Source organism: Shimia isoporae (assembly GCF_004346865.1).
GTDB classification, from domain to species: domain Bacteria; phylum Pseudomonadota; class Alphaproteobacteria; order Rhodobacterales; family Rhodobacteraceae; genus Shimia; species Shimia isoporae.
In genome coordinates, this window is record NZ_SMGR01000001.1 from 626,526 (window position 1) to 647,171 (window position 20,646).

General features: G+C 56.9%; 19 protein-coding genes, 1 other RNA gene and 1 riboswitch. Of the genes, 7 read left to right on the forward strand and 13 right to left on the reverse strand.

Features of this window, described 5'->3' with window-relative positions; translation table 11 throughout:
- Nucleotides 1-49: 49 nt before the first annotated feature.
- From BXY66_RS03115 to BXY66_RS03130, 4 genes are read right to left on the reverse strand one after another with little or no spacing between them, the layout of a single operon-like run.
- Complete coding sequence (locus BXY66_RS03115; protein WP_132858715.1) at nt 50-682, reverse strand: inner membrane-spanning protein YciB; 633 nt, start codon at nt 680-682, stop codon at nt 50-52.
- A gap of 10 nt (nt 683-692) precedes the next feature.
- Complete coding sequence (locus tag BXY66_RS03120; RefSeq protein ID WP_132858716.1) at nt 693-1,595, reverse strand: EamA family transporter; 903 nt, start codon at nt 1,593-1,595, stop codon at nt 693-695.
- Nucleotides 1,596-1,652: 57 nt separating this feature from the next.
- The gene (gene ftsY / locus BXY66_RS03125) at nt 1,653-2,855 is read right to left on the reverse strand and encodes a signal recognition particle-docking protein FtsY (protein WP_132858717.1); all 1,203 of its coding nucleotides are present in this window, start codon (nt 2,853-2,855) and stop codon (nt 1,653-1,655) included.
- Nucleotides 2,856-2,905: 50 nt separating this feature from the next.
- Nucleotides 2,906-3,466, reverse strand: coding sequence for a lysoplasmalogenase family protein (locus BXY66_RS03130; RefSeq protein WP_165929093.1), 561 nt, complete (start codon nt 3,464-3,466; stop codon nt 2,906-2,908).
- 262 nt (nt 3,467-3,728) lie between these two features.
- Here BXY66_RS03130 and BXY66_RS03135 point away from each other — a divergent pair, with 262 nt between their 5' ends.
- Nucleotides 3,729-4,613, forward strand: coding sequence for an NAD-dependent epimerase/dehydratase family protein (locus tag BXY66_RS03135; RefSeq protein WP_132858719.1), 885 nt, complete (start codon nt 3,729-3,731; stop codon nt 4,611-4,613).
- On the opposite strand, the gene BXY66_RS03140 is transcribed toward BXY66_RS03135, so the two are convergent.
- From BXY66_RS03140 to BXY66_RS03170, 7 genes are all read right to left on the reverse strand, one after another.
- On the reverse strand, nt 4,610-5,503 hold the full coding sequence (locus BXY66_RS03140) for an NAD(P)-dependent oxidoreductase (protein ID WP_132858720.1): 894 nt from the start codon (nt 5,501-5,503) through the stop codon (nt 4,610-4,612). The genes BXY66_RS03135 and BXY66_RS03140 overlap by 4 nt on opposite strands.
- A 338-nt stretch (nt 5,504-5,841) precedes the next feature.
- Nucleotides 5,842-6,218, reverse strand: an RNA gene (gene rnpB / locus BXY66_RS03145) — RNase P RNA component class A.
- 58 nt (nt 6,219-6,276) lie between these two features.
- Nucleotides 6,277-6,939 carry an N-acetylmuramoyl-L-alanine amidase gene (locus BXY66_RS03150; RefSeq protein ID WP_243694284.1) on the reverse strand — a complete coding sequence of 221 codons (663 nt, stop codon included), beginning with the start codon at nt 6,937-6,939 and terminating at the stop codon, nt 6,277-6,279.
- Between the two features lie 3 nt (nt 6,940-6,942).
- Nucleotides 6,943-7,746, reverse strand: a complete 804-nt coding sequence (locus BXY66_RS03155; protein ID WP_132858721.1) for a hypothetical protein — start codon at nt 7,744-7,746, stop codon at nt 6,943-6,945.
- Nucleotides 7,747-7,782: 36 nt separating this feature from the next.
- Nucleotides 7,783-9,270, reverse strand: a complete 1,488-nt coding sequence (gene gatA, locus BXY66_RS03160; RefSeq protein ID WP_132858722.1) for an Asp-tRNA(Asn)/Glu-tRNA(Gln) amidotransferase subunit GatA — start codon at nt 9,268-9,270, stop codon at nt 7,783-7,785.
- Between the two features lie 46 nt (nt 9,271-9,316).
- Nucleotides 9,317-9,604, reverse strand: coding sequence for an Asp-tRNA(Asn)/Glu-tRNA(Gln) amidotransferase subunit GatC (gatC, locus tag BXY66_RS03165; RefSeq protein WP_132858723.1), 288 nt, complete (start codon nt 9,602-9,604; stop codon nt 9,317-9,319).
- A gap of 233 nt (nt 9,605-9,837) precedes the next feature.
- Complete coding sequence (locus tag BXY66_RS03170; protein ID WP_132858724.1) at nt 9,838-10,524, reverse strand: glutathione S-transferase N-terminal domain-containing protein; 687 nt, start codon at nt 10,522-10,524, stop codon at nt 9,838-9,840.
- A gap of 100 nt (nt 10,525-10,624) precedes the next feature.
- A riboswitch (SAM riboswitch) is annotated at nt 10,625-10,702 on the forward strand.
- Nucleotides 10,703-10,767: 65 nt separating this feature from the next.
- Between BXY66_RS03170 and metZ the strand changes: the two genes are divergently transcribed.
- From metZ to BXY66_RS03190, 4 genes are all read left to right on the forward strand, one after another.
- Nucleotides 10,768-11,955, forward strand: coding sequence for an O-succinylhomoserine sulfhydrylase (metZ, locus tag BXY66_RS03175; protein ID WP_132858725.1), 1,188 nt, complete (start codon nt 10,768-10,770; stop codon nt 11,953-11,955).
- Between the two features lie 157 nt (nt 11,956-12,112).
- Nucleotides 12,113-13,210, forward strand: a complete 1,098-nt coding sequence (gene folE2 / locus BXY66_RS03180) for a GTP cyclohydrolase FolE2 (RefSeq protein ID WP_132858726.1) — start codon at nt 12,113-12,115, stop codon at nt 13,208-13,210.
- A gap of 144 nt (nt 13,211-13,354) precedes the next feature.
- Complete coding sequence (locus tag BXY66_RS03185; RefSeq protein WP_132860321.1) at nt 13,355-14,803, forward strand: TrkH family potassium uptake protein; 1,449 nt, start codon at nt 13,355-13,357, stop codon at nt 14,801-14,803.
- Nucleotides 14,803-16,449 carry a 5-guanidino-2-oxopentanoate decarboxylase gene (locus BXY66_RS03190; protein WP_243694285.1) on the forward strand — a complete coding sequence of 549 codons (1,647 nt, stop codon included), beginning with the start codon at nt 14,803-14,805 and terminating at the stop codon, nt 16,447-16,449. The genes BXY66_RS03185 and BXY66_RS03190 overlap by 1 nt, the downstream gene beginning before the upstream one ends.
- 74 nt (nt 16,450-16,523) lie before the next feature.
- Here BXY66_RS03190 and BXY66_RS03195 read toward each other — a convergent pair whose 3' ends face one another.
- A complete protein-coding gene (locus tag BXY66_RS03195) occupies nt 16,524-18,281 on the reverse strand; it encodes a serine protease (RefSeq protein WP_132858727.1) in 1,758 nt (585 codons plus the stop codon).
- 152 nt (nt 18,282-18,433) lie between these two features.
- Between BXY66_RS03195 and BXY66_RS03200 the strand changes: the two genes are divergently transcribed.
- Entirely contained in the window at nt 18,434-19,363 is a 930-nt protein-coding gene (locus tag BXY66_RS03200) for a glycine--tRNA ligase subunit alpha (protein WP_132858728.1), read from the forward strand.
- Nucleotides 19,364-19,371: 8 nt separating this feature from the next.
- Here the strand turns inward: BXY66_RS03200 and BXY66_RS03205 are convergent, their stop codons facing one another.
- Nucleotides 19,372-20,010: a MarC family protein gene (locus BXY66_RS03205; RefSeq protein WP_132858729.1), complete on the reverse strand. Its 639-nt coding sequence runs from the start codon at nt 20,008-20,010 to the stop codon at nt 19,372-19,374.
- Between the two features lie 107 nt (nt 20,011-20,117).
- Between BXY66_RS03205 and BXY66_RS03210 the strand changes: the two genes are divergently transcribed.
- Nucleotides 20,118-20,645 (forward strand): DUF6446 family protein, encoded by a 528-nt coding sequence (locus tag BXY66_RS03210; protein ID WP_132858730.1) that lies wholly within the window; start codon nt 20,118-20,120, stop codon nt 20,643-20,645.
- Nucleotide 20,646: the final 1 nt, after the last annotated feature.

Here is a 20,646-nt window from a genome sequence, read left to right on the forward strand (position 1 = left end):
CTGGTCAGCAAAAACCCGGGCTGTGTGCTCAAGGCCGAGAGAGGGCCTTTTAGGCGCTCTCGTCCTCTTCTTCGATACCGTATTCGGAGAACAGTTTTCCTTGGGTCATAAAGAAGGCGAAAACAGCAGCGGTCAGCCCGAACGTTTTGAAGTTGACCCAGGCTTGCTCACTCATCAAGCGCCAAACCAGCTCATTGGCGACCGCAAGGCCAAAGAAAAACAGCATCAGGCGCTTGGTCAGGATCATCCAGCCTTCGTCTTGAAGGGGCATCATGCCTTCCATCACGTGACGTAGGTAGGACTGGCCGCGTGCGAGGCCCACCGCCAGCACGCCACCGAACATTGCGTAAAGGATGGTCGGCTTCATCTTGATAAACTTCGGATCATTGAGCCAGACCGTAAGCCCACCAAAGATGATCACAAGAACCAGCGTTACAATTTGCATTTTTGACAGGTGCCCGGTGAGCTTCCAAAGGATGCCTGTGGTGGCGATCAGCAAAGGCACAAACAAGGCCGTTACGATGATGAACCCCTGATACTCGGTTCCTGCGATGGTAAAGGTCATGTCCTTCATGCGCATGTAGCCGATGAAAAACAGGATGATCGGACCGAATTCGAGGCCGGTTTTAAGCCATGGATTGATGGCCTTCTGATCAGGCTGTTCGGGCGTATTTTCAGACATGGGCGCTCCTTTATCCTCCGATCTCAACTATCACAGCTCCGGCTGCAATCAATGCCATAAGGGCGATGCGGCGGGGCCCGACGGTTTCCTTGAGCACAAGCCAGCCGATCAGGGCTGCAAAAATCGGAGACGTTTCCCGAAGAACGGCGGCTTCTCCGACTTTGTCGAGCCGGGTGGCCATCATGACAGAGCCAAAGCTCGCAAAGGCCACGAGCCCGCCGAAAAATCCGCGCAGCATCAGTGGGCCGGGGGCGGGCGCGTCGGCCATGGAGCGCCAGCGCAGGAACGCCAAGACGGGGAAGACCAGTCCGTCGATAAAGAAAAACCACGCAAGGAAGGTGAACGGATCTGCCGTCGCGCGGATGCCATAGGCGTCATAGGTTGTGTAGAGCGCGACAAAGAAGCCGGTGAACAACGCAATGACCATGGCTGAGACCAGCGTGTCGCGACCTTCGGTCATGAAAATCATATTGTAGACCGCGAGGCCGAGGATGCCCGACATCAAAACCAGTACACCGAGCCATTGCGCGCCGGTGAATGTCTCCCCGAAAATGAGATAGGCACCGATTACCGTGAAGAAAGGGCCAGTGCCGCGTACCACAGGATACACGACCGTGAAGGCGCCTTTGGTGTAGGCCCAACTTTGCAGAAACTTGTAACCGAGGTGGATGACGAACGCGCCTGCAAAGATCGGCCACATATGCGGTTCTGGCCAGGGCACAACGAAAAAAGCGAACGGTGCCGCCATGGCAGCATAGGAAAAGTCTATTGCGCCCCGGGTTAGCCAGGGATCATGGCGCCCCTTTTGTAGCGCACCAAAGACAGCGTGGAGAAAAGCGGCGGCGAGGGCGAGTATCAGGGCCATCTGGTGGCCAGCTGGAGTGCCTTCCAGCGAGATCAGCCAGTCGCTCATGGCAGGCAAACTCCACTGATCCGGGCCTTTGGCCTTTTTCCGGGCCGCAGCATCACTTTAGCTTGTCTCCAGACCCGTCAGTGCGGCGGCAAACTCTTCGGGATCGAACGGCTGCAAGTCGTCGATCTGTTCGCCGACGCCTATGGCGTGGATTGGCAGGCCGAATTTGTCTGCGAGGCTGACAAGGATCCCGCCCTTGGCTGTGCCGTCGAGTTTGGTCATCACAAGACCAGAGACATCCGCGAGCTTCTGGAAAGTTTCGACCTGGGAAATCGCGTTCTGGCCGGTGGTGGCGTCCAATACCAACAAAGTGTTGTGCGGCGCGTCCGGGTCCTTTTTGCGGATCACGCGCACAATTTTGGCGAGTTCTTCCATCAGGTCCTGACGGTTCTGCAAACGCCCTGCTGTATCGATCATAAGAAGGTCTGCGCCATCGGCTTCGGCCTTGGTCATTGCGTCAAATGCCAAAGAAGCCGGATCGGAACCTTCGGGTGCTGTCAGGACCGGCACTCCGGCGCGTTCTCCCCAGACCTGCAGCTGTTCGACTGCCGCGGCGCGGAAGGTATCGCCGGCAGCGATCACCACGGATTTGCCAGCAGCACGGAACTGGCTGGCAAGTTTGCCGATTGTCGTGGTTTTGCCTGAGCCGTTCACGCCGACCACCAGAACCACTTGCGGTTTGGAAGGGTAGAGCGGCATCGGGCGTGCGACCGTATCCATGATGCGGGCCACTTCAGCCGCCAGCATCTCTTTGATTTCGCGAGAAGATACACGACGCCCCATACGGCCTTCTGCGATGTTGGCTGTCACGCGCAGAGCAGTGTCGACGCCCATATCCGAAGCAATGAGCAATTCTTCGAGTTGCTCCAGCATGTCGTCGTCAAGCTCGCGTTTGACTTCTGTTGGCGCGGTGGTGCGACCCGTGAGACGAGCAAGTAGGCCCGGTTTCGGAGCAGCGGGTGCTGTTGGCGCGGGTGCCGGTTTCGGTTGCGGTGTAGGAGTAGGTTCCGGTGCGACCACAGGTTCCTCTGTAGCAAGCTTTTCGGCAGGCTGTGGCTTTGGTGGCTCTTCGGCCGCGGCGGGTTCCGCTGTTGGCGTTGATTGCGGCTCTGCATCAGGCGCTGGTTGTGGCTCCGGTAGCGGCGCAGGGGCTTCAACAGTTTCTTCCTGACCGCCATCCTCAACAATGGCATCAAGCCCTTCCTCGAGCTTGGAGGAAGATTTAAAGAGCCGGTCTTTGAGCTTTGAGAAAAACGCCATTGGGGCCTCCGCGAAACGTCCTTGTCCCACTTAGTATTATTCGCAGGGACTTAAAAGAGTGGCGTGTTCCAGCCGCTGCCTGCGAGGATAAGGAACTGACCGCCCGCATAGAGCGACCAGAGCGCAATTGAGGCAGGGCGTTGCCAAGAGGAGTGCGCGGGCATCCGGAAAAGTTGCAACGACAGGATTGTGTCGGAGGCCAAAAAGGCAAATGCGCCTGCGATGGCAAGCGGTAGTGCTGGTAGACCAAGCGCCGTGAGGCCCATTAACGCGATAAGCACTACATAAACACGTACAGGCCATCGCATACCGCCAGTGAAAGGGATGAGCCAAAGTTCTGAGGACAGTGCAAAGACAATCACGGCGAGGATCAGCGGGAGGGGAGCTTCCAGCGGACCCGCCCCGAGCGTCCAGAAATGAAAGATGAAAGCGATATGCGCGGCAGCGAAAGCGATCAACCCGATCAGAAAGGGGCGATCCCCATCGCGAGAAAGTGCAATGTCTCCGACGGCAGAAAGCAACAAGGCGATCGTGACCGCCGGATGACCGAAGCTGATCCATGAAGCGGCGGCGAAAGCAGGCATCGGGACCGCTTTTACCAGTGTTTTCATGCGGCTAGGCGGGCGGTGACAAAAGAATAACGCATAGCCAATGGCTGCCAGTAAGCCTATGCCTAGAAAAACAAATTTCAGCGTTTGCCGCAACGCGATGACTTCGAATGGGGTCATATTGATCGATCCGTCGTATTCCTGGTGACCTTAGGCGGAGCCAGAAGCCGACGCAAACGCGGGAATGCGCAAAATGCAACGCGATGCTGTCGACGCTTCAGGCCGGAAGGTGTTAGTTTGAGGTCAACGAATGAGGAGAAAGTCGATGCGGGTTTTGTTCACAGGTGGTGCCGGCAAGGCCGGACGACACGCAGTTCAATATCTGGTGGAACAAGGTCATCGGGTTCTGAATCTCGACCTTCAGCTTTTGGAAATGGAAGGCGTCGACAACCGCGTTGCAGACATTTCGAATGCCGGTCAGGTGTATGATGTCATGACAAGCTATGCCGGTTTTGACGAACTTGATCCTGGTACAGGGGTGCCGGCGTTTGATGCGGTTGTACATTTTGCGGCGGTTCCACGTATTTTGCTGAAACCCGACAACGAGTGTTTTCGCGTCAACACGTTGGGCACCTATAACGTGATCGATGCGGCTGTGAAGTTCGGTGTCCGAAAAATCATCTTTGCCAGCTCGGAGACTTCTTACGGTGTGTGCTTTGCGGATGGCGAGCGCAAGCCGGATTACATTCCGATCGATGAAGAGCATCCCACGGTGCCCGAAGACAGTTATGCGATGTCCAAAGTGGTAAATGAAGTGACGGCGCGTAGCTTTCAGCGCCGGAGTGGTTTTGATATCTACGGCATCCGCATCAACAACGTAATCGAACCACACGAATATGCGCAGGACTTTCCCGCATATATGGCAGATCCGGACATGCGGCGGCGCAATATCTTTGCCTACATCGATGCGCGCGATCTGGGACATCTGGTGGACCGTTGCCTTGCTGTTAATGGGCTTGGCTACGAGGTTTTCAATGCCTCAAATGACAATCATTCGGTTGGTTTGACGACATCTGAGATCATCGCGCGCTATTACGATGGTGTTCCCCAAAAAGCGGACATGGCCGAAGACGAGACATTCTATTCGAACAAAAAGGCCAAGCGTTTGCTTGGCTTTACGCCGCGACATGACTGGCGTCATTACCTCTAGGCTTTTGTCACACCGCTTCGTTGGGCGACGAAATCTACCAGGTGCGGGACGTAGTCGCTGGGACCATCACCGCCTGCAGCCACTGCCATGGCAAAGCTGTTCTTGATCGTGTTTCCCACCGGGTTGGGTAAGTCGACACTGTCCGCCATGGCCTCCAGATAGCGCATATCCTTGAGGGCGTTTGTCAGGGTGAACTTGTGGGCCTCGGGATTGCCCTCGACGGCGTAACCCATAAATGTTTGGTAGAACCCGCAATCCATGCGGCTGCCACGAATGACGGAATCAAATTGCTGCGTTGTAATGCCGACTTTCTCTGATAGCGCGAGTGCTTCGGAGTATAGCGACGCATATCCCATGGCGAGAAAATTGTTCAGTAGCTTCATTTTGTGACCTGCGCCGGAAGGTCCCATGTGCACGATTATTGTCGCCCAAGCAGAGATCACGGGCGTCAGGCGGTCGTAGAGTTCTGTGGACGCGCCAACCATTGTCGCCAATTCTCCGGCTTCAGCTTGCACCGGCGTTCCGCCCAGTGGTGCATCGGCCATGTGGCAACCCGCGGCCGCAAGTTTTTCGGCAAGCGCCATGGTCGACGTAGGGTCGGCCGTGGAACAATCCACGATGACGCTGTCGGGAGACATATGCGGCATTATTTCGTCGACGATCGCCTCCACTTGCGGCGAACCGGGCGCGCAGATGTGTATGACCGTGCTGGCCTCTGCCAATGCGGCGAGAGAGGAAGCTTCTGCTGCGCCTTTAGAGACCAGGTCATCGACAGGCGCACGATTGCGATGGGCGATCACTGTGACGGGGTAGCCTGCTTTGAGAAGATTGGCCGCCATTCCGTGCCCCATCAACCCAACCCCGACAAATCCGATACTCTCTTTGTTCATGGTGCTCTCCCGACAAGTTATTTCACTCGGTATTCAGGACATTTTCGAGAAGGTTGCGCAAGTGCCTGCTTTTGCGGGGCTACTCCTAAGCGGCCGTTTTGACGTGATAGTGTTTGTGGTTCCATTTCGTGGGCCCATAGAACAAAGTTGCCTACAATCACTCGGGGCAAGGGAGCTCGCGGTTGCAGTGGCCGGATGTGCCGGAGTGCAACGTCTCACACCGAAAAGTCCGATTTGGAAGCCTTTAGCTTGGGCGACAAACAGTGGGTCCTCATATGTCAGTGCATGGGGGTACGTCTGGGCGTGGCCCGGTCCGGAACGACGTCCGGAGCCTTTTTACGCGCAGAGAGCCTATAAGCCGGATTCTGTTCCCCGGGTTGCCCCGGTTCGATGACCATTCATCTAGAGCGCCTGTTGCCAGTCGCCCTCTAGCTGCCAACCCGGACCTGCTCGGGCCAAGGCGGCCCTGTGATTGCTCACGCGCGGTCCCTATTTGGCATTGCTCCCGGTGGGGCTTGCCGTGCCGTCCCTGTTGCCAAGGACGCGGTGGGCTCTTACCCCACCGTTTCACCCTTACTCCCGCAAGCGGAAGCGGTCTGTTCTCTGTGGCGCTTTCCCTCGGGTTTCCCCGGCCGGGCGTTACCCGGCACCGTTGCCTTGTGGAGTCCGGACTTTCCTCGTAGGTTTGCACCCCCGCGGCCATCCGGCTCTTTGCGCATTCGCGGGTGTAGGGGAAAAGGTTCGGCAGGTCAATGTGCTGAAAGGCACGGCAATCAAGCGGAGGGGCGATCTGTCAGGCGAAGTGCAATCCTTGCATCTTCCGCGTCGGGCTCGCCGTTGGCCCATGGTCTAAAGCGGGCACGAAATGCAGCGATCGCTTCGGGATTGTCTGTGTCATAACCGATTTTCGCGGCCGCGTCGGCCCAGTCACCCAAGGCTGCCGCCTGGTCTGGCCAGAGCGCCAGACCTTGCAATGCCAATCGTCGCCAGTCGAAGCGTGTTCCGGGGTCAAACTTTCGTCCCGGCGCCATGTCCGAGTGACCTATGACACCCTCGGCCGGTATGTTCCACCGGCGCATGATCATCGGCAAGAGCTGTTCCAACGCCGCCATCTGGGGTTCGGAAAACGGATGAGAGCCACGGTTGTCCAGTTCGATTCCGATGGAGCGGGAGTTAACGTCAGACTTACCTTGCCAGGACCCCGCACCAGCGTGCCACGCCCGCATACTTTCGTCTACCAGTCTGTAAATATGACCTTTTTCACATATCAAGTAATGCGCTGAGACTTCCGGCGCGGGATCACATAATCGCGCCAGAGCGGCTTTGGCGGAGTCCATCGCGGTATAGTGCAGAACAATCAGTTCCGGCTTCAGCCCATTGCGACGCTGGCCGAAATTCGGTGAAGGGTGGTCGGTGATGTGCGGCCCTTGGGACAAGGACTAGTTGCCGGAAACGCTGCGGAATGGGGTCGGATCCCAGTCGCAAGCGAACCCGTCGCCGTCCGGGTCCAGACCGAGGCGGTCTTTCTTGGGGCCACCTTTTTCCAGGAAGGCCATTTGAGCGAGATCCGGACTAGGGTATTTGTCACATGCTGCTTGCAACTGCGCGGCAGACTTCAAGTTCAGGCGGTTGTATTGCTTAACGCCGACAGGGTTCTTGGTCGACAGAGCGTAGGCCACGATGTTCGGCCCCGCGTTTCCGGAGCGGGTCGGAACAGCGGTTGTTTCCACGACGGTATATTGTGCTTTATTGCGCTCGCGCCGCGCAGCATCGTCTTCGATAGAGCGACGATCCTCGACCGCGTCAAAGCTGTTTTCGTCCGAAATGCCGGGATTGGAGAACACGGTTGGCGCAGGATTTGACGGGCTCGCATCTACGGGTTTCACACCCGAGTTCAGCGATGCTGCGTTCAGCGCGGCCTGTGTTTCGCGAGCGATATCAGCGGCTTCAGATTGGGCGGGCGCTGTCGCAACTGTTGCGGTCGCCGTTGTTGCGACAGGGGCAGCTGTCGGCGTGGTGGCAAGCGGAGCCGCGGCTACGGTCGGAGCCGCGGGAATGGTCTCGTCGCTCACAGCTTGCGGATTGGGCAAGGCGTTTCCGGTCAGTTCCGCTTCGCGCTGGGCACGGGCCTCTGGCGAGTTGTGGATGTTGTCAAAGCCAACGCCCGCGGCGCTGTCGGGGATGGCAGGCTGGCATGCTGCCAGCGCCGCCAGAGCGCATCCTGTAAGGAAAAACCGTGTCATATTTGCCTTGCCTGCTCTTTTAGCTTTGGCAGGGTTTTACCACCATTGAGCCGGTTTGGCTACAAATCCCGCCGCCTGTTCCAGCGCATAAGCGGTGTTCAGCAGATCGCCTTCTTCCCAAGGACGGCCAATCAGTTGCAGACCCAGTGGCAATCCCTGGCTGTCCAATCCAGTGGGCACCGAAACACCCGGCAAACCGGCGAGGTTTACCGTGACGGTGAACACGTCGTTCAAGTACATCTGGATCGGGTCAGCGTCAGTCATTTCGCCGAGGCCAAAGGCCGCAGACGGTGTCGCTGGTGTCAGGATCGCGTCGATGCCCTGCGCAAAGACGTTCTCGAAGTCTTGCTTGATCAGGGTGCGAACACGGCGCGCGCGGTTGTAGTAGGCGTCGTAGAAACCAGCCGAAAGCACATAGGTGCCGACCATCACGCGGCGCTGGACCTCGTGGCCAAATCCTTCGGCGCGGGTTTTCTCGTACATCTCGGTGATGCCATCGCCTGCGCCAAGGGTGGCGCGATGACCATAGCGAACGCCGTCGTAGCGCGCGAGGTTGGATGATGCCTCGGCGGGCGCGATGACATAGTAGGCTGGCAAGGCGTATTTGGTGTGCGGCAGCGAGATGTCGACGATCTCGGCACCAGCTGCTTTTAGCATTTCCGTGCCTTCGGACCAAAGTTTCTCGATCTCTTGGGGCATGCCTTCCATGCGGTATTCCTTGGGGATACCGATTTTTTTGCCGCGGATGTCGCCGGTCAGCATGGCTTCAAAATTTGGTACAGCCAGATCCGCAGACGTGCTGTCCTTTGCGTCGTGACCACACATTGCCTCAAGCATGATGGCGGCATCGCGCACGTCTTTGGTCATCGGACCAGCCTGATCCAACGACGACGCAAAGGCGACGATACCCCAGCGAGAGCATCGGCCATAAGTTGGCTTGATGCCGGTGATACCGGTAAAGGCTGCCGGTTGGCGGATCGAGCCACCTGTGTCGGTGCCGGTCGCCGCCAAACAAAGATCAGCGGCCACGGCGGCAGCCGAGCCACCGGACGACCCGCCGGGAGTCAGCTCCGCGTTGTCGTTGCCTCGACGCCAAGGGTTCACAGCGTTGCCGTAGACAGAGGTTTCGTTGGACGAGCCCATAGCGAATTCGTCCATGTTGAGCTTGCCCAGCATCACCGCTCCCGCGTCTTCCAGCTTCTGGGAAACGGTGGATTCATATTCGGGAGTGAAGCCTTCGAGGATGCGGCTGGCAGCTTGTGACGGCACACCTTTGGTGCAGAAGAGATCCTTGATGCCGATCGGAAGGCCGCACATATCCGGTGCGTCGCCCTGCTGGATGCGGGCGTCCGCTGCCTTGGCCCGCTCCAGAGCCAGCTCCGGCGTCTTGTGAACAAACGCGTTCAGCGCATCGGCCTTGTCGATGGCCGACAGGAACGCTTCGGTCAGTTCTACGGAAGTCACATCACCTGCACGCAGTGTGTCACGGGCGCCTGCAAGGGTGAGTTTTGTCAGATCAGTCATGTCGGGTCGCCTTCTGGATATCGGGCAAATTCAGGAAAAGTGGAGGTCAGTCGACCACTTTGGGAACGGTGAAGAAGCCTTCACGGGCATCCGGCGCATTCGACAGGACTTTTTCCTGTTGGTCACCATCGTTGACCACGTCTTCACGACGCTTCAAGCGCATCGGGGTCACGGAAACCATGGGCTCGACGCCGTCCACATCCACCTCATTGAGCTGTTCGATAAAGCCCAGCACGGCGTTGAACTCCTGCGCCAAAGCGGGCAGGGCGTCTTCTTCTACCTTGATGCGGGCCAGTTTGGCCACTTTGGCGGCGGTGCTTTCGTCAATCGACATCGCTTTGACTCTCCGGATTGCAACTTGGCTACAGCCTTTAGCGTGCAGGCTTTGGCGGTGCAAGCGGAGAGCGCCTGTGGGTTGCGTTCGTGCGTGCGTTTGCTTGCTCATAACGCAAATGGTCTGGCATTCTTGAAGCCCACTTTCTACCTGCACATGACCGAAGTTGCAGCGGCAACAAGTATGATCCGACACACGTCGCGTTCGATCTGGCCAAGCAGAGGGCGGTAGACCTATTTGGCGGGAAAAAGATCGGCCTGAACCCAGGTATCGGACCGGTCACCTCGCAAGTCAGCATGCAAAGCCCGACCGCGACGCAGGGCTGGGCGATCCCACAGTTGTTTGAGCCAACGAGCGAGGTTTGGTTTGTCTTCCAACGTCTGTTGTTGACCTTCCCAAAGCGACGCCCAGCCCCAGATCGACATGTCTGCGATGGAGTAGAAGTCACCGGCAACAAATTCGGTTTCTGAGAGCCGTCGGTCCAGCACGCCGTAGAGGCGCGCGGTTTCATCACGGTATCGCTTTTTTGCATAGGCGATATCTTGGGGCGCGTATTTCAAGAAATGGTGGGTTTGCCCGGCCATTGGTCCGACGCCCCCCATCTGCCACATGAGCCATTCTTCAACTGCGATGCGGTCGCGGTCGGTTGTGCCCATGAACAAACCGGTTTTTCGGGCGAGGTAGAGTAGGATTGCGCCGCTTTCGAAGACGGACACAGATTGACCGTCCGGTCCGTCAGGATCGATAATCGCGGGCATGCGGTTGTTGGGGGCGATCTTCAGGAAATCCGGCGCAAACTGGTCGCCTTTGCCGATGTTGATCAAATACGTGGTGTAATCGAGGTCCATCTCCTCCAGGGCGATGGAGACTTTCCAGCCGTTGGGCGTTGGCCAGTAGTAAAGATCAATCGAGGCGGTCATGGCACGTCCTTTGAAGAAATTTTGAACATGATGCCTGTTTCCCGCCCTCCTGCAAGGGGACGCGCCCAATTGGTCTTGACCTTCTTGCACCTGCGGCGTAATCGGCAGTCGTGGCGATTTGTTACCGGATTGCGGGCCACGTTAAACATGCCGCTAAAGAGGTCGAGACGAAGGAGCCCCTTCCGCTTGGCCGGAACGGGGCTTTTTTATTTGGGCCAAGAAAGACGGTCCGGGAGAGACGAGATGAGCGATTGGAACACACGCACAAAGCTGGTGCACGGCGGTACACGGCGCAGTCAATATAATGAGGTGAGCGAGGCGATCTTCCTCACCCAGGGATTTGTCTATGACAGCGCGGAACAGGCGGAAGCCCGGTTTATCGAGACCGGACCGGACGAGTTTATTTACGCGCGCTACGGTAACCCGACTGTGGCCATGTTCGAGGAGCGAATTGCTGCCCTGGAAGGTGCGGAGGATGCCTTTGCCACGGCGAGTGGCATGGCGGCTGTTAACGGTGCACTGACTTCGATGCTTAAAGCTGGCGACCATGTTGTGAGCGCAAAGGCGTTGTTTGGTTCGTGTCTCTACATCCTCGAAGAAATCCTGACACGGTTTGGCGTAGAGGTGACGTTTGTCGACGGGACCGACCTTGATGAATGGCGCGCGGCCGTGCGCGATGACACCAAGGCCGTGTTCTTTGAGAGCATGTCTAACCCGACGCTTGAGGTCATCGATGTGGCCGAGGTGGCCAAGATCGCCCATGCGGTTGGTGCGAAGGTCATTGTCGACAATGTGTTTTCTACTCCCGTATTTTCCCGCGCCATAGAGCAGGGCGCAGACGCTGTGGTCTATTCTGCGACCAAGCACATTGATGGTCAGGGCCGTTGTCTTGGCGGGGTGATCCTAGGCACGCAGGAGTTCATCCGCAAAACTGTTGAGCCTTACATGAAACACACAGGCGGCAGCATGAGCCCGTTCAATGCCTGGGTTCTTTTGAAAGGCCTTGAAACCATTGACCTGCGGGTGCGGGCACAGGCAGCGTCAGCGCTGGCCATTGCTGAAGCGCTCGAGGGAGATGACGCGCTTGAGCGTGTAATTTATCCAGGCTTGAAACGGCATGCGCAGAATGCGCTGGTCCAAACCCAATTGGGCGGCAAGGGCGGCACTGTGCTTTCGCTAGACCTCAAAGGCGGTCAGAAGGCGGCGTTCAAATTCTTGAACGCGCTTCAAATCGCGGTGATCTCCAACAACCTTGGAGACGCCAAATCGATTGCGACGCATCCGGCGACAACCACTCACCAACGTTTGCCAGACGACCAAAAAGTTGAACTTGGGATTACCCAAGGTCTGGTGCGTTTTTCGGTTGGCCTTGAGGACACTGATGACCTGATTGCGGACATTCGCCAAGCTGTGGCGGCGTCTCAAGCCTAAGGACCAAAGTCGTCTTTCAGGCATTAAGAGGCGGTTGCTGTTGTCCATGAATTCAATCCACCACGTCGCTTTGTGCGTACGAGAAAGCGTTATTGGCAATCAGCCGGTGCAACCATTAGGTTAAACCGGCGCACAGGCGCGAAAGGTGGCTTGGATCATGAATATGCAGACTCCGAAAGCAAATGACGAGATCACCCGCGAAGAAGCGGAGACCGCTCTTGAGAAGCTGCGGGCGTGGGCGCAAAGCGCCTCGGTGACCGAAATTGCCGAGCTTGATCCTTCTGTGGCGCGGCTGCTGCCGGATCAACCAAAAGCGAATTATCCTGACCTGGCACGGAATTACGACGCCGACTTCGAAGTAACTCCGGAGTATCGCAAATCGCTGCCGGACCTTCAAAATGGACCGTCGAGTTTGATCAAAGGCGAGAAGCAGCAAATCCAGCATGTGGGCATTTCAAATTTTCGTTTGCCGATCCGCTTTCACACCCGCGACAACGGAGACATCACTCTTCAAACGAGTGTTACCGGCACGGTCAGTCTTGAGGCTGACAAGAAGGGAATCAACATGTCCCGGATCATGCGGTCGTTTTACAAGCATGCCGAGAAGACCTTCAGTTTTGAAGTGATGGAGGCTGCGTTGGCCGATTACATCACCGATCTGGAAACTTTTGATGCCCGTCTTCAGATGCGCTTCAGCTATCCGATGAAGATCAATTCGTTGCGCTCGGGGCTTGAAGGTTACCAATACTATGATTTCGCGCTGGAGAAGGTTCAGCAGGACGGCGAGCTACATAAGGTAATGCATCTGGATTACGTGTACTCGTCCACGTGTCCCTGTTCTTTGGAACTCTCAGAACACGCTCGCTCGGAGCGCGGCCAACTCGCAACGCCACATTCGCAACGCTCGGTGGCACGGATATCGGTCAAGGTGACCGATGGGATGTTGTGGTTCGAGGACCTGATTGATCTGGCGCGGGCTGCTGTGCCGACGGAGACGCAGGTCATGGTCAAGCGTGAGGACGAGCAGGCGTTTGCAGAACTCAATGCGGCGAACCCGATTTTTGTGGAAGATGCCGCACGCCTGTTTTGTGAGCAACTAAAGGCAGACCCGCGTATCGGGGATTTCCGAGTAATCGCGAGCCATCAGGAAAGCCTTCACAGTCATGATGCGGTAAGCGTTCTGACAGATGGGCCGTTCTTTGAGGCGCAAAGCCTTGATCCCAAGCTGTTTTCGTCTCTTTTCCACGTTGGATAATTTACGCGTGGTGTAGAGGGGCGGTCGCGTCCCGCTGATGAAGGGTCGTTTTCGTCCGGATGCCCTTAGGGTAGGCTCTAAAGCCCTGTTTTGGTTAGCGGATGACGCTTGACAGCGTGGCACGCAACGGCCAACCCTGCGCCCATGCTGGACCTGAGACCCGTTGGATATCTGATCGGCCTGTTGGTCGCGAGCCTTGGGCTGACCATGCTCTTGCCGATGGCGATCGACCTCTACGACGGGGACGCGCATTGGAGCGCTTTTTTCTTTTCCGGTCTGATCTCGTTTTTGGTCGGCGGGCTTGTTGCCCTGTCTTGTCACAATGCCCGAGCGTCACGCCTGACGTTGCAACAGACCTTTTTGCTCACCACGGGTGTTTGGCTCGCGTTGCCACTTTTCGGCGCACTTCCCTTCTTTTTGGGTGCAACGGATGCACGTGTCGTGGATGCGTTTTTTGAGGCGATGTCAGGCCTGACGACCACGGGTTCAACCGTGTTTTCCGGACTGGAAGACTTGCCGCGCGGGATCCAGCTTTGGCGGGGGCTGCTGCAATGGCTGGGCGGCATCGGCATTATTGTTGTGGCTATGGTATTCTTGCCTGAACTGCGGGTTGGCGGTATGCAAATCTTCCGCAGTGAAGGCTTTGATACCTTTGGAAAAATCCTGCCACGAGCGACAGAGATATCGAGCCGGATTTCGGTAATATATATCGCGCTGACCCTGATATGCGCCCTCGCGTATCGCATTACGGGCATGGGCAAGTTTGACAGCCTTGTGCATGCGATGACGACCATCGCGACCGGCGGATTTGCCAATTATGATGCGTCCTTCGGAGCGTTTGGTGCGGGCACTGAATATGTAGCGGTAATATTTATGTTCCTCGCGGCTTTGCCGTTCGTGCGCTTCGTCCAGCTGACTGCCGGCAGCGCAAAACCGTTGTTCCGAGACAGCCAGATCCGGACATTTTTCTCGATCGCGGCGATCATCGTTTTGATGTTGGTGCTGTGGCAGGTGATGGTGATGGGCGTGCGGTCCGAAGAGGGGGTGCGAAAGGCGCTTTTCAACTCGGTTTCAATTCTCACGGGAACGGGCTACGCCAGTGCGGACTATATGCTTTGGGGTGGGTTTCCAGTTGCGGTTCTGTTTTTCGCTGGCCTGATTGGCGGTTGTGCGGGATCGACGGCCTGTTCGATCAAGGTCTTCCGCTACCAGCTTCTCTTTGCGTCTATCAAAGTGCAGATACGCAAGATTCAGCATCCGAGTGGTGTCTTCACCGCGACCTATCAGGGGCGCAAAATCGAAGATGATGTGCTGAGTTCGGTTATGAGTTTCTTCGTGTTCTTCATGGTGTCACTTGGCGTGCTTTCGGTGCTTTTGGGCCTTACAGGGCTGGACTTTACGACCGCACTGTCAGGCGCCTCAGCTGCGTTGGCAAACATCGGACCGGGTCTTGGCGATACAATCGGTCCCGCAGGCAATTTCGCCTCGCTCAATGACACAGCCAAATGGCTTCTGGCAGCCGGCATGCTGATTGGGCGGTTGGAGCTCTTGGCTGTCTACGTAATATTCACTGTTCAATTCTGGAGGGCCTGATGGGGCAAAATGGTGAAACGATGCGTCCCTTGGGGGCGCAAATCTCGCATATGTTGAAGTCGCGCGGGGTGGACGTAATTTTTGGCATTCCGGGTGTTCACAATGTCGAGATGTATCGCGGGATTGAAGAAGCTGGGATCACCCATGTCCTAGCGCGACACGAACAAGGCGCAGGTTTTATGGCGGACGGCTACGCGCGGGCGAGCGGCAAGCCGGGGGTAGCCTATGTGATCACGGGGCCGGGACTGTGCAATATCATGACCCCGCTCGGGCAGGCCTATTCGGACAGTGTGTCGGTGCTGACTATTTCTAGCTGTTTGGACGAGCACGTGGGCCATCGCGGGCAACTCCATCAAATGAAAGATCAAAGGGCTGCTGCGGCCACAGTTTGTGATTGGTCTGAAGAAGCGCGGTCACCCCGGGCGGCGTATGACCTGATCGACCGTGCGTTTGTCGAGTTCGAAACAAAGCGACCAAGGCCAAAGCACATTCAGGTTCCGATTGGGCTTTTGGGTGCCATGGCACCGGAAGCGCCAAGTGCCAAGCCCGGCGCTTTGGAAGAGCATTCGGGGCATTCAGCGGGAGATATGCGTGGTATTGCACTTGACCTGCTCAACGCAAAGAAGCCGCTTTTTATTCTTGGCGGTGGCCTCGCCGCGTCGGGGGATGCCGCGGCCCTGCATATGCGCGAGTTTCTCAAGGAATGCGGAGCGGCGGCATTCATGACTTATGCAGGATCAGGTCTGCTGGCGCCAGACGAACCAATGAGTTTTGGCACCTATTTGGGACGCAGCGAAAGCAAGCGGATCATTGGCGAGAGTGACCTCGTAATCGCAGTGGGAACAGAGTTGAGCGAGTGCGATCTGTGGCGCGATGAATTGGGCCACACCGGACGGCTTGTGCGAGTGGACATTGATCCTGAAGTTCTGGCGGATCGACATCGCGCCGACACAACCGTTTTGGCGGATGCCTTCTCATTTGTGATGAAAATGCGGTCGGCCTTTTCTCATCATCTGTCGGTTCAGGGCAGAGAGCCTGACGACGCGGTGGTACCGAAATGGGATGCAAGCGAGATCGCTGGAGCCAAGACACGGTTCCGCGCCGAAAGCGATGCGGAGCGCCCCGGGATTGCTGCAATCTGCGATGCATTGCGTGACGTGATGCCAGACGATGCCATGGTCTATTCGGACATGACCCAATTTGCCTATGTGGCCAAAGAAGTCTGGGATCTCACGCATCCACACAATTGGCACCATCCAACCGGCTTTGGCACGTTGGGTTACGCCTTGCCTGCCTCGATTGGCGGCGCGATGGCCCGTCGTGGAAAGCCGACTGTCTGTATCGCTGGGGACTACGGGTTCCAATACACGGTTCAGGAGCTTGGTGCCGCTGTGGAAATGAAGTTACCAATTCCGATTTTGCTGTGGGACAACCATAAGCTCAAGGAGATCGAGGATAGCATGGTGGAAAGCCAGATCGCGCCCAATGCGGTCGTGGCACTTAATCCGGATTTCTGCAAGCTGGCGGAAAGCTACGGGTGTCTGGCGACGGAACCGGCGACACTGGAAGAGTTGCAGGCGGCTTTGATGCAGGCGTTCAATGCGGATCGCCCCACCATGATCCGGATGACCGCGGCTTTGTCGTAGTGCTATTCGGCTGAAAAAGAAAAGGCCCGAGGCTATTCGCCTCGGGCCTATTTTTTGTAGCGGGTGTCTGCAGGTTACCAGCAACTAACCAAAACCGTCATGCCACTGGCTTTTTTGGTCAGGTCCTCCGGCGCCATCACGTTCCCCCCTTCAGAGACGTTCGGCGCGATGCCTTCCTGTTCCAGAAGCGTGCGGATAGCGTCGGCATTCACTGCGAAGTTCACCTCGCCAGGCAATTGCTGAGCGCTGTCAGAGGCGCGAGGCAGGAGCATGCCAAAAACCGAACCGGCGGTGTCAAAAACGGGTCCGCCTGCGTCACCGGGTTGCGGGGCCAGAGCCAGACGGGCCAGCTCTTGCTCTCCGCCGAGGCCACGCACGTCGGAAAGCTGGCCAAACGTCATTGTTGGAGCGCCGAGCGCGCCTTCATAGCTGTAACCGGACACGGCCACGTCCGACTTCAGACGCGGAGCGCCCGCCCGAAGGGACGCCACGCTCATTGGTGCGAGCGCCGATTTCGGACTAAGGATCGCTATGCCGAGGGTCTCGTCCAGAATAGTGACGTCTGCCTCGTATTCCCCTTCCAATGTGATTTTTTCACAGGCGGAGACAGCTTCGACCGTGGTCACGACATGGCCGCGATTGTCGACAAAGAATCCGGACCTGGACAGGCGCGGTTTACGGACCTGCAGACCCGCAATCAGGTCTATGCTTTGTGCGTCGTCGTCACCGGCGGCCGGATCCAGTGACCCTTCCATTCGGGTGAAGCTGGCTTTCATCTCATTGAGGATGCGGGTGCGCCGCTCGTCATCTCCCGCAGGCCAAACAAGTGTGAAGCCCTTGATTTCTCCATCTTCGAGCGCAGCCTGCGTGTAAGAGATAATGTCTGCGTTTTCACCCACCAGCGTAAAAGAAGACTTGCTGCGCTCGCGTGGGCCGTTCAGCGGCACAATTTCAAGCGTCTGCATGATATCGTAGAGGCCGAAGAGCGTGTTTTGGTCCCCAGCCTGGCTGATCAGAAGGACGGTTGCCGGAACATCGGTTTTGGCTTCATACCTCACGAAGGGATATTCAGTGGCGGCTTTGCGCACTACGCCAGTCGGGATTTGCAATTCGATACCGGCATCGGCGTCCGTTACAAGTTTCAGGTCCATACCTTCAAGGATCGCGAAATATTGGCTCCGAAGAGTGTCGCGTTGGCGCGTCGTGAGGACGCCGGTCGCTTCAAAGCCATTGTCGGCTTGCCATGCCGCCATAGAGTTGCGGGTGCCACGCCCAAAGGCGCCATCGATACCAGAATTGTAGTAGCCACCCCATTGCAGATAGACCTGTAGCTGCTTCTTTTGCTCTTGGGAAAGAGCTGCCTCGGATGCACGGGCTTCTCGCACGGTTTCATCCGGCAGTTCCGGTTCCTCGGGTTGCGTTTCAACAACTACAGTTGTGTCTGCCTCGGTGTCTTGTGTCACCTGCGGCGACGCAGGAGCCACGCCGGCCAGAAGGTTGGCGCCCACTGGCCAGAACTGGCTGCGGTAATCGGCCGAGACCGCGAGATAGCTGTCGATTGGGATCAGGCCTTCGGAGCGGTAAACCTGCAAGACCCGTTCCGCGTCCTCGCGAACGTAGGGGCCAAGCGCGACGGCATACCAGCCGCCACCCAGAGCAAACCCGTTCACATCCTGCATGGTTGCGGCATAACCGCGGATGCGGTCCTGCGCCACGGTCAGGCTGGGCTGCGCCTCAAGTTGAACCCAGACAGTGTCATTAGAAGATTGTGCCGAAGCGGCGGAAATGAAGAAAGTGATCGAAATAATCAGCGACAGTAGTATGCGCAACATGTTCGGAGGAGCCCCTGAAACTCATGACTGTGGTGTTGTCCGACCTATTTATCAGTTTCGCGCCGTCATGCACCCTTAATTTGCGTGAGGGTGCAATTGACCCCACCGGCGCATGCGCATAAGCAAGACCCGCGTTTCCAGAGGGATCAAGCATGACACAATTTGACGGCAAACCCCGCAGCTTTCAGGAGATCATCCTGCGCCTTCAGTCCTACTGGGCCGAGAAAGGCTGCGCGATCATGCAACCTTATGACATGGAAGTCGGGGCAGGGACCTTCCACCCGGCCACAACTCTGCGGTCGCTAGGAAGCAAGCCTTGGGCGGCCGCATACGTCCAACCCTCGCGCCGTCCTACCGACGGGCGTTATGGTGAGAATCCGAACCGTTTGCAGCACTACTACCAGTACCAAGTGTTGATCAAACCGAGTCCGCCCAACCTGCAAGAACTATATCTCGGCTCGCTCGAGGCCATCGGCATCGATATGGAAATGCATGACATTCGCTTTGTCGAGGACGACTGGGAAAGCCCAACGCTCGGCGCGTGGGGGCTTGGCTGGGAAGTCTGGTGTGATGGTATGGAAGTAAGTCAGTTCACCTATTTCCAACAGGTCGGCGGGCATGACTGCCACCCGGTGAGCGGCGAGCTGACTTATGGTTTGGAGCGTTTGGCAATGTATGTGCTGGGCATCGACCATGTTATGGATATGCCGTTCAACGATCCGCAGACTGAGATTGCACTGACCTACGGGGATGTCTTCCGTCAGACCGAACAAGAATATAGCCGCTGGAACTTTGACGTGGCCAATACAGACGTGTTGTTCAAGCAATTCGAAGAGGCCGAGGCGGAGTGCGAGAAGATCCTTGCGCAGGAACATGTTGACCCGAAAACCGGCAAACGCATCATCATGGCGCATCCTGCCTATGACCAATGCATCAAGGCGTCACACCTGTTCAACCTTCTTGATGCGCGCGGCGTGATTTCGGTGACAGAGCGGCAGGCCTATATCGGGCGGGTGCGTGCGTTGGCGAAGCAATGTGCAGATGCATTTGTCCAGACAGAAGCCGGAGGTCACGCTGCGTGATCCTTGCGTCAGGCGAGACCAGGCAACAACACTTTTGCGCCTTCGGACACCATGCCGACGGCAATTGCGATCAGGATCATGCCCATCAGGCGGGTCATGATCGTTCGAGCTGTGACGCTGAGATAGCGACCGATATTGCCGGCAAAAAAGAAAACGACAGCCATAAGGCCCAGAACCAGCCCGACACAGCCTGCATAGATGAACCAGTCTTCAGGTTTCTGAACGCGCTGCGCGGCCAGGATCAGCGTTGTGATCGTGCCCGGACCGATCAGCATCGGGAACGTCATGGGATAAAACGCAATGCTGTCCGTCTCGACCTTTGCGCCGACTTCTTTCTCACGCTCCGTTCTGTGGTGTGCTGTGCTGTTGCGGCCGTTCAACATGTTAAAGCCGATAGACACGAGCACCATGCCACCCGCGACGCGAAATGCATCGATGGACACGCCGAAGAATTTCAGGATTTCCGAGCCTCCTACGGCAACAATGGCGCAGCCTATGGCCGTGTAGGTGATGATCTGAACCGCAGCCTTTCGTTGTTCGGACTGCTCGAGGTCTTCCGTCAGGCCGAGAAAGATCGGCAAATTGATGAACGGATTCATCACCGCAAAGAGGGCGCCGAACATTGTGATGGCAAATGCGTCGCTCATGCTGTTGCGTCCGTATACTCAAAAACCTCTAATTCTGTCGCTTCAACTGTGAAGCGCTGCACTTCAATGCGCAACAGGGTTGTGCCAAATATTGACGGAGCCTTTGCATGACCGGAAAAATCGTAGGAGTTTTCATTGTGCTGACAGCATTGTTGGGCGGTGCGGCCATTTACTGGCTGCAGGTCTACGGGTTTTACGAAACGATCGAAGCTTCCAGTGCAAAAGATGACGTACAGCTTACGCTATTGGTTACTGGTGAGCCCGAACCCATCCTTTACGAGGATTTCCAGGCGATCGATGCGGACAGTTCACCAATCAGGTATCGGGCGTGTTTCACCACCGGGATGAGTGCGGCGCTGCTGACGGAAACATACGAGATGATTGAACACGCCGAACCGCGCAATGCGCCGGAGTGGTTTGATTGTTTTGATGCGAAAGAAATCGGCACGGCACTGGAAAGTGGCGAGGCCCTCGCATTTCTGGGGCAGAAAGACGTGATCTACGGCATCGACCGGTTGGTGGCAATAATGTCTGACGGGCGCGGTTTTGTCTGGCATGAAATCAATAAATGTGGAGAAATTGCCTTTGACGGCAAGCCTTTGCCAGAGGAGTGCCCGCCTAAGCCGCTGGAGTGAC

Bases quoted from the DNA above. Each gene is read 5' to 3' on its own strand.
- BXY66_RS03185 (WP_132860321.1), top strand. From the start codon at position 13,355: ATGCTGGACCTGAGACCCGTTGGATATCTGATCGGCCTGTTGGTCGCG.
- BXY66_RS03205 (WP_132858729.1), bottom strand. From the start codon at position 20,010: ATGAGCGACGCATTTGCCATCACAATGTTCGGCGCCCTCTTTGCGGTG.
- BXY66_RS03195 (WP_132858727.1), bottom strand. From the start codon at position 18,281: ATGTTGCGCATACTACTGTCGCTGATTATTTCGATCACTTTCTTCATT.
- BXY66_RS03190 (WP_243694285.1), top strand. From the start codon at position 14,803: ATGGGGCAAAATGGTGAAACGATGCGTCCCTTGGGGGCGCAAATCTCG.
- BXY66_RS03115 (WP_132858715.1), bottom strand. From the start codon at position 682: ATGTCTGAAAATACGCCCGAACAGCCTGATCAGAAGGCCATCAATCCA.
- ftsY (WP_132858717.1), bottom strand. From the start codon at position 2,855: ATGGCGTTTTTCTCAAAGCTCAAAGACCGGCTCTTTAAATCTTCCTCC.
- gatC (WP_132858723.1), bottom strand. From the start codon at position 9,604: ATGTCGATTGACGAAAGCACCGCCGCCAAAGTGGCCAAACTGGCCCGC.
- BXY66_RS03135 (WP_132858719.1), top strand. From the start codon at position 3,729: ATGCGGGTTTTGTTCACAGGTGGTGCCGGCAAGGCCGGACGACACGCA.
- BXY66_RS03140 (WP_132858720.1), bottom strand. From the start codon at position 5,503: ATGAACAAAGAGAGTATCGGATTTGTCGGGGTTGGGTTGATGGGGCAC.
- folE2 (WP_132858726.1), top strand. From the start codon at position 12,113: ATGAATATGCAGACTCCGAAAGCAAATGACGAGATCACCCGCGAAGAA.
- BXY66_RS03210 (WP_132858730.1), top strand. From the start codon at position 20,118: ATGACCGGAAAAATCGTAGGAGTTTTCATTGTGCTGACAGCATTGTTG.
- gatA (WP_132858722.1), bottom strand. From the start codon at position 9,270: ATGACTGATCTGACAAAACTCACCCTTGCAGGCGCCCGTGACACACTG.
- BXY66_RS03130 (WP_165929093.1), bottom strand. From the start codon at position 3,466: ATGAAAACACTGGTAAAAGCGGTCCCGATGCCTGCTTTCGCCGCCGCT.
- metZ (WP_132858725.1), top strand. From the start codon at position 10,768: ATGAGCGATTGGAACACACGCACAAAGCTGGTGCACGGCGGTACACGG.
- BXY66_RS03200 (WP_132858728.1), top strand. From the start codon at position 18,434: ATGACACAATTTGACGGCAAACCCCGCAGCTTTCAGGAGATCATCCTG.
- BXY66_RS03155 (WP_132858721.1), bottom strand. From the start codon at position 7,746: ATGACACGGTTTTTCCTTACAGGATGCGCTCTGGCGGCGCTGGCAGCA.
- BXY66_RS03170 (WP_132858724.1), bottom strand. From the start codon at position 10,524: ATGACCGCCTCGATTGATCTTTACTACTGGCCAACGCCCAACGGCTGG.
- BXY66_RS03120 (WP_132858716.1), bottom strand. From the start codon at position 1,595: ATGAGCGACTGGCTGATCTCGCTGGAAGGCACTCCAGCTGGCCACCAG.